Below are 12,172 nucleotides of genomic sequence, written 5' to 3'. Positions count from 1 at the left end.
GATTCATGACGCCTCACGTGTAACGCGCGGCGGCCTTACTCTTGGAAAGATTCGGCGCCATGACAAGACGCGCCGCAACGAAGGCATCCCAGTCGGCCACATCCGGCAACGAAGGAATGGTGATCAACTCACCCTGATCCAGACCCGACAACGCAGCATCGACCATGTCCCCGGCCTCCATGACCATATCCGCCGGAATCCGGGTAGCATCGAAACCGGAGCGCTCGAAGATTTCGGTGCGTGTTACACCTGGCAACACGGCCTGCACCTTGACCCCGGTGCCCTCCAGTTCGGCGTTCAACGATTGAGTCAGACTTAACACATAAGCCTTGCTGGCGCTGTAAGTTGCATTGAAACGCTCCGGGAACAACGCAACCACTGATGCAATGTTGATAATCGTCCCGCGGCCCGCCTTGGCAAAACTGGCGGCCGCTGCCGAGGCCAACCGCGTAACCGTTGTCACGTTCAGTTGAATCAAACGATCCAGCTGATCCATGTCGGCATTGGCCAACAAACCATCCGCTGCAACCCCGGCGTTGTTCAGCAGCAGACTGATGCTCGAATCACGGCGAAGACGCTGCTCAAGCTTCAGCACCTCATCCTTTTGCGTCAGATCCGCCTTGAGCACCTCGACCTGAACGCCATGCTCGGCGCGCAACCTGGTAGCCGCTGCTTCCAGCCGCTCTTGATCACGGGCGACCAATAACAAATCAAAACCACGCGCCGCCAACCGCTCGGCGTAAATCGCACCGATACCGGAAGAAGCACCGGTGACGAGGGCCGTACCTTGGGACTGGACAGAGTTCATCACTGTACTCCTGGGGAGAATGCCTAGGGAAAGACAAGCGCCTGAGTCTCAGAGCGCTTGGCGGAAAGCAATTTATTATAGGCATAATTTAACGCGTATATGATAGCCGTAATTTTTCACATATCGACGAAAGGCGCACCCTCCCAGCGTCCGCCAGAAAGCAAAAAGGCCGATCAATGACCGGCCCCTGGCGCTGACGTATAAGCTTAGTTCACCTCAAGCTTCTCGCGATTCTTATCCAGAATCGCTTTACCGATCCCCTTCACTTCGAGCAGCTCATCCACGGACGCAAACGGCCCATTACCCTCACGATAAGCAACAATCGCCTTGGCCTTGGCTTCGCCCACACCAGACAACTCGCGCTGAAGGGTTGGCGCATCGGCCTGATTCAGATCGACCTTGCCAGACTGTGCCTTGGGAGAAACTTCCAGCACCAAGGGTGCGTTGCCAGCCTCGGGCTTGACCGTCGGCGCAGCAATGGCGGCAATAGAGGCGCTGGTGAGCAGGGCGAAAACCAGAGAGTAGAAATAGCCAGTACGCATAAATGAAGCTCCATGACATCGATTGAGAAAGCAGCTTTTCCGAAGCTGCCTTCCAAACTTAGGCGATGTCTGGAGCCTGTCAAAAATGTGTCCGTTACAGGATGTGAAACAATCAGGGTTCGAGGCGACGCTGCTGGTAGATCCAGTCGACGATATCGCCATCAGGGGTGTAGCCGCTGACGGTTTCGCGCAGGAGCTGGCGGACGCGACTGTAATCGTCATGATCGACAGCAATCAGCAACTCCCTCAATCGGCCCTTAAGTACATCCCAGGGCAAATGATCTTCGTTGGCGCTCATGATCATCGGATGTTGCGTCGCGGCCACGTTGTCGCCAATCAGCAACTCCTCGTAAAGCTTCTCGCCGGGACGCAGCCCGGTGAACTCGATGGAGATGTCGCCTTGCAAATTCTTGTCTGAACGAACGCTCAAACCGGACAGGTGAATCATCTTCTCTGCCAGCTCGACAATCTTCACCGGCTCACCCATGTCCAGAACGAACACATCACCACCCTGCCCCATGGAACCCGCCTGGATCACCAGTTGCGCGGCTTCGGGGATGGTCATGAAATAACGAGTGATTTTCGGGTGCGTGACCGTCAACGGGCCACCGGATTTGATCTGGCGGTGGAACAGCGGTATCACTGAGCCAGAAGACCCCAGCACATTGCCAAACCGCACCATGGTGAAACGAGTCTTGTTGACCTGGGAGACATTGGCCTTGTCGCCGAACATCACCGGGGCAATTTCACGACTCAACGCTTGAAGCGTCATTTCGGCGAGACGCTTGGTACTCCCCATCACATTAGTGGGGCGCACAGCCTTGTCGGTGGAGATCAACACAAAGTTGGAAACACCAGACTGCAATGCAGCCTGAGCCGTGTTGAGCGTGCCGATGACGTTGTTGAGCACGCCTTCAGCGATGTTGTGCTCGACCATCGGGACGTGCTTGTAAGCGGCAGCGTGGTAGACGGTGTCCACACTCCAGGTCTTCATCACATCCAGAAGTTTATCCTGATGGCGAATGGAACCCAGGATCGGCAGCAAACGGACAGGAATCGACTTCCTGGTGGCGCGTTGCTCCAACTCCGACAGAATGCTGTAGAGGTTGAATTCACTGTGCTCGAACAGTAAAAGCGTGGTCGGGCCAAGCGAGAAAATCTGTCGGCACAGTTCCGCACCAATCGATCCGCCAGCGCCCGTGACCATTACTGTCTTGCCTTTGATACAACGCTCAAGCAGGTCCGGTTGCGCCGGGACCGAGTCGCGACCCAGAAGGTCCGCGATATCCACTTCCTGGATGTCTTCGACCTTTACCCGGCCGCTGGCCAGATCGGTGAAGTTGGGTACGCTTCGGATGTGGAGGGGGAAACGTTCCAGCATTGTGAGAATTTCCCGACGTCGTGCGCGGGTAGATGACGGCAGAGCCAGGAGGATTTCCTGCGCGCCGGTTACGTCGATCATCTGTTGGATGTGTTTGGGTTTGTAGACCTGAAGGCCTGAGATAGAGCGATCGGCGATGCCGGAGTCGTCGTCGATGAAGGCCACTGGGCGCATGACTCGGCCCATGCGCAACGCAGCCACCAACTGATTGCCCGCTACGCCAGCGCCATAGATGGCGACTTTGGTCAGGCCGTCGTCGCGGTTGGTGAAGGGGACGTGCTGGGAGGCCGTGAACCAATCACCCATGAAGTATTGGCGCATGCACAGGCGCAGGCCGCCGATGATGACCATGCTCAGCCACCAGTAGTTGAAGATGATGGAGCGCGGGACGACGGCTTCGTGGTTGCTGTACCAGTAGACAACGACTGCCAGGATCAGGGATGACAGGCTGACGGCCTTGATGATTGCTATCAGGGCATCGTTGCCGAAATAGCGCATGACCGCACGGTACATGCCAAAGCGGATGAAGAGTGGGATCGCGACCACCGGAGCGCAGACGAACAGCCAGAAATGAACCCGCAAAGGATTGTACATATCCTCCACGCCAAGACGAACGATGAACGCTAGCCATAGCGAGGCCCATACCAAAAAGATATCCGTCGCGATTTGTATCAATCGTTTCTGTCGACGAGGCAGATTCAGCAAGATGGCGCGTAATTTATCCATAAGTCTCAACCGATGAGGTTTGATCCCGCTCAAAGACCTGCAGCTGCAATGAGAAACAAACGGGAATCGTTCCCAAAAGCTTCCGAAATATTAAATTAACGCTGGACATACCTGGTCTCCAACGTACCTTCTCTAAACCTACAGGCGTTAGCAGGGCGTAAATATAAGCTATCAACGCCACAACTGCACTGTCAGCGCTCTCCACCACTCATTCTATGGCGCCCCCCCTTAATGCCCGGTGCTGTGCTCCTTTATCCCTGAAGCCAGCGGCTCGGGATACCTCTTAACGCCAAAGTCAGATGCACCACAGCTGTGGGCCTCTGAAAGAGATAGGGGGCTTGGCGGCATGCCAGGCTTACGTCAGAGAAGTGAATCGTTGATCGGCCTGATTAGGTCCGCCCCTGATTCTGCAAGCCTGGCAGATTCTCGCTCCTAAATAGTGCTTGCCGAAGTGCTCAAGTGCTCTTGTGAGATAGGTTGCTATGGACTGGAACCTAGTATATGGATGGTAGATTGCTTATCATCGCGACGTATTGGCGTCGGTAGTGGCAATAAAGCCATCAAAAACAAAGTGAGAGTAGAGTGAAAGAAAGGAATTTTAGCGTTGACGTGTTACGCGGCATAGGGATACTTCTAGTCGTTTCTGGACATGCAAGTAGTGGATCTTCGATGAATGTGTTTGCACCGTATTCATTTCACATGCCTCTGTTCTTTTTTATTTCCGGGCTTTTTTTTCTCGGACACTAAGGTTGACGGTGTTCTCCCTACGATAATTAAAAATACCAAGTCACTCCTCTTGTACTCTACGGCGTTTTATATGTTCTACGCCTGCGTTTGCTGGGTTATAACTCGCCTTGGATTTACCGCTTTTGCCCAGCCCTTCAGCTTAGAGCTGATATTTCTTAATCAATTTACAACTAGCGGGGCATATAGCTTCACCGCGGCATACTGGTTTATACCCTGTTTGTTTTTTGTAAAGCTTTATTTCTCTTTAATTCATGCGCGGCTGGTTTCTCTGATAAATAGCAGAAGGGAAGGATTAATATCGATCTCGTTTCTTGCAGCGTATATGGTAATTGCATTTGCGGCTGTGGTTTACAGCGTAGAGATGTACGAGAAAGCTGGCGTCCAACTGGACAAGATTATCTACTTTCGTTTTGCATTCGCCTTATTCTTTTTTTACCTGGGCTCTATTGTTGCGAAATATAATACTCAGCGTTTTTTAAGTAATGTCTTTGTCTTGGCTGTGCTGTACATAGTCCAGCAGCAACTATGGGTATCTGCCGGAAATCTAGATTTCTGGATGCAGATCTCAAAATACCAAGCTACGTATCTTCCGGTTATCAGCAGCGTTCTGGCGATTGCGTTTTTTTACGGATTATCTGATATTGCGGCCAAAAATAAATCATTTTGCGTAGTACTCGGGTATATTGGGAAAAATTCATTACCTATAGTATTGCACCACATATTCGGATTTTTCCTAATCAATGCGTTGCTCTGCGCTTTCGGCGTTATAAAACCATCCGATGTAATCAATCTGTTCTATCAATTTGACACTGTTCACACTTGGCCACTTTATATTATTGGTGCCGTTCTGTTTTCGCTGATTTTTGACAGGTATGCAGTCCAACCTGTGATGAACGCCTTCAAGAATATGGACTTGCTGAGCGCACTCAAACGGCCACAATAAAATTCGAGCCCTGACTCCTAACGTTGCCCAGGGCTCGTTCTACCTTGAACCACTCGAATGCCTCTGTCGGCTCAAGTTCGAATCTGATCGCCAGTTTGAATGTGGGGTTCATGGAGCACTTACGACCAATTTCCACGCCGCGGAACTCATGGCATATCCTTAAAGAAGACGTGGTGGTCGAGCTCCAGCGTCTGTTTCGCTCCCGGTGTCCAGGCCGGAGCCTTCGGCATAGCAGTCGCGTAGTAGTGGGTGGCGCCGGCGGGATCAGGCTCGGCACCGGACATCACCAGGTCGGCCGCCTTCTACGCTTGAGCGAACTGCCCGGCCGGGATTGACTTCGCGCCGCTGGGGTAGGCAAGTTCGTGACATTTTTGTTCCACCAGCTGAACTGGTAGGGCTTCTGGCACACGCCGGCATAGCCCTCGCCCCACCACGACTTGGCTCTGCCATCGTTGACACGGTTGCGGATGGTCCCCGCTACGGCAATGTGTCCGGCCAAGCTTTCGCCTCGCGCCTCCCCCCCACAGGGTTCGGGCAAGGATGTCGTGGTCTTTATCGGTTACTGGCATCACTTTTCTCCAGACGAAAAAAAACCCGCTGAGCGGCGGGCGTTGGGTAGAATACATTTCATAAATTTGGGTGCTCTCTTGCGGCCTGCATTACCTTACTGAACTAATTAGCTTTCGCTCTTACGCACCAAAAGAGTCAAGAAATTGAAGATAGCCAACGAAAAAAATACCGATATACAAATACTGAGAGCGATCGCAATATTACTAGTTATTGCTCAGCATATACGATCCAGACTACCAACACCTCAAGCGTATCACGAGATATTTAATCACGTAATGTTTTGGCCAGGAGTTGATATTTTTTTTGCAATATCCGGCTTTCTCATTTGCAAAACCTTTTACAGAGACATCAGCACATCGCTATCCAAATCCGATGCAATACGTTCATTCTGGCGACGGAGAGCCGCAAGACTGTTGCCCGCAGTTATTTTTTGGGCGATAGCCTCAGTTGCAATATCAACATTCACAGAAAGTTACCCAAACACAGACCCGCTACTGGTAGCGAAAAGCGCTGCATCTGGAATACTGGGCGTTTCAAATATTTATTGGGCGTCATGCGTCCAATTTTCCTTGCAATGCGGCAGCGCAGACTACAACGCAGTAACCTGGTCACTGTCCCTCGAGTGGCAGCTTTACGCAATTTCCACACTGATATTTTCCGTAGCCGGATTCAAACGCGGGATTTTAATTCTGGCTGCAATTTCAGTACTTTTTTCCATATTGCCAGCTCCTAGCTTTTCTTTTCCCTGGGTTTTTAGACCTCAGGCCTTTGTAATTGGAGTCGCAATATATTTTGCAACTAGAAACATCTCCATACAACTAAAAACCCCAACCAACTTACTTATATTGATAGCTGGGATATCTATTTGCATATTATCCCCACTGAACGTCACCCACCCTTACATGATACCTTTTATATCGTTAGGCGCTGGACTGTGCCTTATCTCAACTCTCAGCGGCCAATCGATATCTGCAATTCCAAGCAAAATTTTAGAATGGGTCGGGGAACGATCCTACTCAATCTATCTATGCCACCTACCAATGATTCTAATTAGTCGGGAGCTTTTAATCAGGCTCAACTTGCTCACTCCATCCTACGCAAATTTTATACTAGGACTTGCAATAGCGCTCTCACTAATAGTTATTTCCGCCGAGATATCTTACAAGCTAATTGAAGTTCCATTTCAGAGAAAGCTCTCAAAGAGAAAATTAACACTTAAAAGCCACTCGACAGTCTGACCTGTGATGTACAAGATTCAGCTCGATCAGCCACCCGAAAAAGCTTTGGATTGATTAGCATTTATTATAACAAGGGTACTCGCCCAACAAGGGCTGGGGTTTTGTATCTCTGGTGCTTTAGGCCGGTCGGTATTTCCGACCAGCCAACACGCTCAGGTTTTATGCTCAATGCAATCAGATACTGCTCCCAAAGAAATGCTGCATGCCAGTGTTTAACACAGGCACAATACGCCGGCTCGTTTGCCGACGCTCGGGAGTATCTAAGGCTACTGTCGCGCAGTGACGGGCATGATTTCGCGAAGCAATAAAAAGCCCGCTCAAAAGCGGGTTCACTCAAACAATCAAGCTATTACAACACTGAATCTGGCTTTCCAAATAGAACCTTCCTCCGCAAATATCTCGAAGCCGAGATAGATGGCACCTCCACAATCTTGTGCATCACAGAAGACAAGAGTACGGCCCCCACAATGGTCGCCATCCAAACAGCCGGAGCACCATATGACCGAAACAAAAACAACAATGAAAGATTAAGAGCCAAAATATGATTTAAATAAAGACTGAAAGAAATTCTCCCAAGATACCCGCCAAATCTAACGAATATATTAGACTTCATGGTTAGTGCAAGACATACAATTAATCCCGACCCCACACCTGTAATCAAATCACCAAAATCTCTATAACCGAGATTCCAAGGATTATCGAATGGATAAGCATAGAGTATCAAGGAAGCAAGCCACAGAGCCGTTCTTTTCGAGCCCTCAATTTCCTTGAAAAACCTACACAGCCTCTCTTGCTGTAATGCTATAAATGCGCCAACAGCAAAAAAAGTTGAGTAATGCAGCGTCTGTATAAGGTCTCCCTGTACACCAGAAAGCTGAACATTGCCAAGCATTGCCCATCCTATACAGGTCGACATTGCGTAGAAACACGCTACAGCCCAGCCCCCAAATCTAGAAACCAGAAAAAAAATAAGCGGAAATGCGATAGATATGCGCATTTCATGTACGATTGACCAAATTGGAGGATTTACTTCCGAGGTATTAAACTGACCTACCATTAGCGCATGATTTGCCAGCAGCTGAAAACTGAAATCCGGTTTCGGCACCCCCATCCAACCCTTATCCCACTCAACGACGCTGGAAGCGTAATAGTACGCGGCAAGCGCTAAAAGCACGGAGGCTATATATGGTGGAAATAGTCTGACCACTCTCGCTATAAAATACGCATCGTATCTACCCCCTCCAATTCCTTGCCACATTCTTACCAGAGCAAATCCACTCAACACAAAGAACAGAATAACCGCTTGATGCCCGGACCAGAATATCTTTAATGGCGACCATTTGAGATACCCCCAAAATGGCTCCACTTTGTAAAGACCGGCGATAGTGGTGTGAGCAATGACGACAATCAACGCAGCTATACCGCGTAGCGCATCTAAAGGCTCTTCTCTGTGCTTTAAAAATGAGGACAAACCGTTCGCTCCACTGTGTTATTTACGGACAGAGTTTACATTACACACGCGAGTGAATGGCCGTGATTCTCTGATGACACTTAGAATTCTGGCTGAGTCGGCCAGTCAGGCCCCCCAAACTAGCCGACATGCTCGTTTTTTACAGAGTTCAACAACCAGGTGGCGCTTCCGTCCCTTCCAGAACAGGCGATCCTCATCGCTAATTTCCTGTCGACGAAACGGTTGAAGAGGAGGTCATCGCTCCAACCAAGCGATGGGGCAAACGCAAGCCTCTACCCGCCGATCTTCCGCGTATAGAAGTCATTCACGAACTGCCCGAGCACGAGCTGACCCTCGCCTGCGTTGTCGTAAATACAGCATTGGCGAGGAAATCGGCGAGCAGCTGGAGTCGTGTCGATGCAAATCCGCGTGATCAAGCATGTGCGCAAGGTCTACGCCTGCCGTGGCTGTGAAACCGTGCTGATCACTGCTGACAAACCGGCGCAACTGATCGAAAAGAGCATGGCCAGTCCCAGCGTTTTGGCTATGTTGCTGACAACCAAATACATCGATGGCCTGCCACCGCATCGCTTCGAAAAAGTACTCGGTTGTCACGGTGTCGATATTCCACGCCAAACCTTGGCGTGCTGGGTTATCCAGTGCGGCGAATACCTGCAACCCTTGACACATCGCTAAATGCCCGAGCGGTCGAGTATTTCAAACCCCGTGCGGACTTGGCGAAAGCGATCGCCTAGCAACTGGATGAGACACTTAATACTCGCGTCATATTTCTTAAAAATCATGGAGTTATTGTTGGAGGGGAAAGCATTCAAGAGATAAACACAATCCTGGATTACTTAACCACTTTATTGCCTCACCCTGTGCGCTGCCAAAAGTTCTAAAAGCCCCCCCTATGCCTGACCAATGGAGTCAACTTCAACTCTGCCTCCGATAGCAAGCTTCATGAGCTTTCGTTGGATCCAGCACTAGTGAGTCGCCTTGAAAACAATTGGGCACTTTATCCTGATCACGTTATATTTTTAGGCGTTCAACCATGCTTATTTCAAAACATGGAAAAATGCAAAGAAAGAGCTAGAAGAGAGCGACAACCCTCCTGATGTAATTTTCATCCAGGGAGTAGGCACATTTACCAGCGAATCAATAAGCCGAGCAAAAACCGCTCAACCTATCTGTTATTATGACATCATAAAAAGACAGAACAATGATGTGCTGTTATCCACATTAACAGATGCTGAGATTGCCGAATTAGTGGACTGGAACACTGAAAAATATAGAATGAAATTCGCCAAGTAACGTTTAGAAAGTGCCTTCACACTGAAGTGCATTGTCATGCGCACATATACTTATGACACCCAGCCAATATAGAGCCAACCGTTTTCTTGCAGAAGCGGTTGACTATAATTAGTCTATTATCCTTTCGCTTTGCCATATTGAAACTACTCGCGACAGCCACTTCAAACCTGCCCTGGATAAAGGTGCACTTCAGCCGTACACCTTGGGCAACCCTCTTAGAAGCTACTAATTACTACAAAGCCCCCGCAACATCAGCAGCCTCGAATCGAGCCGACCATGTATTCTCCATCATAAAGTACTTACTTTTTTCCGGCGAGTCGCAAAACTCTGTAGCCGCAACAGTTGAAGCATATATATCGCCAAGTGCTTTGCAAATAAATGTCCCGGCGGCACTCTCTCGAAATTGCATCTCACCAAAATCCGTCGATATTACCGGCAGACCAAGCGCTCGATACTCGTAGTACTTAATTGGATCAACCGAAACAGTCAACTCGCTCCTTTTAAAAGGAATCAGTCCTACATCAAACTCACACATGGCTTTTAATGCCTCCGCATGGGCGCATGGTGGTAGCAATTCGACGTTTGATGGCAATTCAAATGGAGCAGGAGAAAAGACAGGGCCAATCAGACGAATGACGTCCCCGGAACGCACATTAGCAAGGGTCAGCACCCAATCCCAATCGAACCAGGCACCAATAGTTCCCACGTAGCCAAAGACTTTTCTCTCACTTTTGTCTCGAGTCAGACTTACAGAAGGTATTAAAGCTTCGTCAAGTGCGTTAGGCACAAAGCATACCGTCGCCCCCGTTGAAGCCCAGCGAGTCTTCAAAGCAGTGCTCGATACCCATACCTTGTTCACTCGTTGAACCAACTGGGTCTCACGTCGTGCCATCGCCATGCGGGACAGTCCAGAGTAAAACGCCGGAAAATCATCCATGGCATCATAGATAGAGTGTTTCGGATTAAATACGTCCAAAACCTGTAGCGCCAAAACTGAAGGCTTACCCACAACGACCAGCGGTTCACGCTCGCCTACGAGTGCTTTCAATTCGCTGATCAACGACGACCACAAGCCATTGTTCAACCATCCAGAGCCTGGCAACGGCTCAATCGGCAGCGCCTTTGGCGTCAATATTTTTAGCCATTGAGGAGGCGCCTTATCTGCCTCCTGCTTGGCCGAGGCCGTCCGCTTGAAATCACTTAGGCGGGGGAAACGGGTTGGATAGGGTTCGATCCAGATTACTTGTCGCCCGGTGCGCCGGTGAAACCACTCGACAAATTTGTGAGGGCGCTGAGAAAAACTCGCCCACGGAACAGGCGACAAATAAATCAAACTCATCAGTTGAAGTACTCTCGCAGCGCGTTGACGATGCGTTCTGCGCCATGCCCATCACCGTAAGGAGAAACGCCACGGGCCATCTCGCGATAGGCCGTCTCGTCGTCCAGCAAGCGTTGAGCTTCATTCACGATTGCGTCGTAGTTGGAACCAACCAGTTTGACGACCCCGTGCTCCACTGCTTCCGGACGCTCGGTTTCTTCGCGCAGCACCAGAACCGGTTTACCCAATGCAGGCGCTTCTTCCTGCACACCACCGGAGTCGGTCAGAATCAGATAGGCGCGCTTCATGGCCGCCACGAAAGGTGCGTATTCCAGTGGATCGCACAGTACAAAATTGGCAACCGGGCCAAGCAGTTCGTGAGCAACATCCTTGACGTTAGGGTTTGGATGCACCGGATACAGGAACTGAACGTCCGGATTGTTTTCGGCCAAGGTGCGCAACGCACGGCAAATATTGAGGAACGGCTCACCAAAGTTTTCACGGCGGTGCGAGGTTACAAGTACCAGCCGTTTGCCTGGATCAAGTTCAATCCCCAGTTCCAGATCCTTGGCAGCCGTCATGAGCAGTGCGTCGATCACGGTATTGCCGGTGACAATGATGTCGGCGTCTGAAACGCCTTCACGCAACAGGTTCTGCCGGGAGCCTTCAGTGGGCGCAAAATGCCAACGGGCAAGTTTGCCAGCGATTACGCGGTTGGCTTCTTCCGGGAATGGGTTCTGCATATCCCAGGTGCGAAGCCCGGCCTCTACGTGGCCAATAGGGATTCTGTGGTAGAAACAGGCAAGGGCAACGGTCATTACAGTCGTTGTATCACCCTGAACCAGAACGATCTCCGGCTTCTCGGCGCTCAGTACATCATCCATTTCCAGCATCAGGCGCGCAGTCAACGTGGTCAGGGCCTGGTTTGGGCGCATGATGTTCAGATCGATATCTTGTTCAATACCGAAAAAACTCATGACCTGGTCAAGCATATGGCGATGCTGGGCTGTGGCGAGCACCCGCACATCCGCCCAAGGCTCATTTTTCAACGCCAGAATGACCGGGGCCATTTTGATCGCTTCCGGACGAGTCCCAACAACGCAAAGTATTTTTCGTTTCACAAGCGTATTCCCAC

General features: G+C 50.4%; 9 protein-coding genes and 2 pseudogenes. 4 read left to right on the top strand and 7 right to left on the bottom strand.

Annotated features, from left to right (window positions below; translation table 11 throughout):
• Positions 1-13 precede the first annotated feature (13 nt).
• From KGB03_RS25885 to KGB03_RS25875, 3 genes are all read right to left on the bottom strand, one after another.
• Positions 14-808, bottom strand: a complete 795-nt coding sequence (locus KGB03_RS25885; protein ID WP_223529842.1) for an SDR family NAD(P)-dependent oxidoreductase — start codon at positions 806-808, stop codon at positions 14-16.
• 206 nt (positions 809-1,014) lie between these two features.
• Positions 1,015-1,350 carry a ComEA family DNA-binding protein gene (locus KGB03_RS25880; protein ID WP_218537299.1) on the bottom strand — a complete coding sequence of 112 codons (336 nt, stop codon included), beginning with the start codon at positions 1,348-1,350 and terminating at the stop codon, positions 1,015-1,017.
• A gap of 112 nt (positions 1,351-1,462) precedes the next feature.
• Complete coding sequence (locus KGB03_RS25875) at positions 1,463-3,457, bottom strand: polysaccharide biosynthesis protein (RefSeq protein WP_223529841.1); 1,995 nt, start codon at positions 3,455-3,457, stop codon at positions 1,463-1,465.
• Positions 3,458-4,039: 582 nt separating this feature from the next.
• Here KGB03_RS25875 and KGB03_RS25870 point away from each other — a divergent pair.
• Both KGB03_RS25870 and KGB03_RS25865 read left to right on the top strand, forming a co-directional pair.
• On the top strand, positions 4,040-4,204 hold the full coding sequence (locus tag KGB03_RS25870) for an acyltransferase family protein (protein ID WP_411740358.1): 165 nt from the start codon (positions 4,040-4,042) through the stop codon (positions 4,202-4,204).
• Positions 4,131-5,147 carry an acyltransferase family protein gene (locus KGB03_RS25865; protein ID WP_411740357.1) on the top strand — a complete coding sequence of 339 codons (1,017 nt, stop codon included), beginning with the start codon at positions 4,131-4,133 and terminating at the stop codon, positions 5,145-5,147. Before KGB03_RS25870 ends, KGB03_RS25865 begins: the two co-directional genes overlap by 74 nt.
• A gap of 146 nt (positions 5,148-5,293) precedes the next feature.
• On the opposite strand, the pseudogene KGB03_RS25860 reads toward KGB03_RS25865, so the two are convergent.
• Positions 5,294-5,716 (bottom strand): annotated as a pseudogene (locus KGB03_RS25860) (cell wall hydrolase).
• Positions 5,717-5,860: 144 nt separating this feature from the next.
• On the opposite strand from KGB03_RS25860, the gene KGB03_RS25855 reads away from it, so the two are divergent.
• On the top strand, positions 5,861-6,955 hold the full coding sequence (locus KGB03_RS25855; RefSeq protein WP_223529837.1) for an acyltransferase family protein: 1,095 nt from the start codon (positions 5,861-5,863) through the stop codon (positions 6,953-6,955).
• A gap of 349 nt (positions 6,956-7,304) precedes the next feature.
• On the opposite strand, the gene KGB03_RS25850 is transcribed toward KGB03_RS25855, so the two are convergent.
• Complete coding sequence (locus tag KGB03_RS25850) at positions 7,305-8,426, bottom strand: acyltransferase family protein (RefSeq protein WP_223529834.1); 1,122 nt, start codon at positions 8,424-8,426, stop codon at positions 7,305-7,307.
• 224 nt (positions 8,427-8,650) lie between these two features.
• Here KGB03_RS25850 and KGB03_RS25845 point away from each other — a divergent pair.
• A pseudogene (locus KGB03_RS25845) lies at positions 8,651-9,089 on the top strand (transposase); the annotation flags it as partial.
• A gap of 862 nt (positions 9,090-9,951) precedes the next feature.
• Here KGB03_RS25845 and KGB03_RS25840 read toward each other — a convergent pair.
• Together KGB03_RS25840 and wecB are read right to left on the bottom strand one after the other, a co-directional pair.
• Positions 9,952-11,058 (bottom strand): glycosyl transferase, encoded by a 1,107-nt coding sequence (locus tag KGB03_RS25840; RefSeq protein ID WP_223529832.1) that lies wholly within the window; start codon positions 11,056-11,058, stop codon positions 9,952-9,954.
• Positions 11,058-12,158 carry a non-hydrolyzing UDP-N-acetylglucosamine 2-epimerase gene (gene wecB / locus KGB03_RS25835; protein ID WP_223529830.1) on the bottom strand — a complete coding sequence of 367 codons (1,101 nt, stop codon included), beginning with the start codon at positions 12,156-12,158 and terminating at the stop codon, positions 11,058-11,060. Before wecB ends, KGB03_RS25840 begins: the two co-directional genes overlap by 1 nt.
• Positions 12,159-12,172: the final 14 nt, after the last annotated feature.

This window comes from Pseudomonas sp. BF-B-26, from assembly GCF_019956495.1.
GTDB lineage: Bacteria > Pseudomonadota > Gammaproteobacteria > Pseudomonadales > Pseudomonadaceae > Aquipseudomonas.
This window is presented reverse-complemented; position numbering and strand designations above follow the sequence as displayed.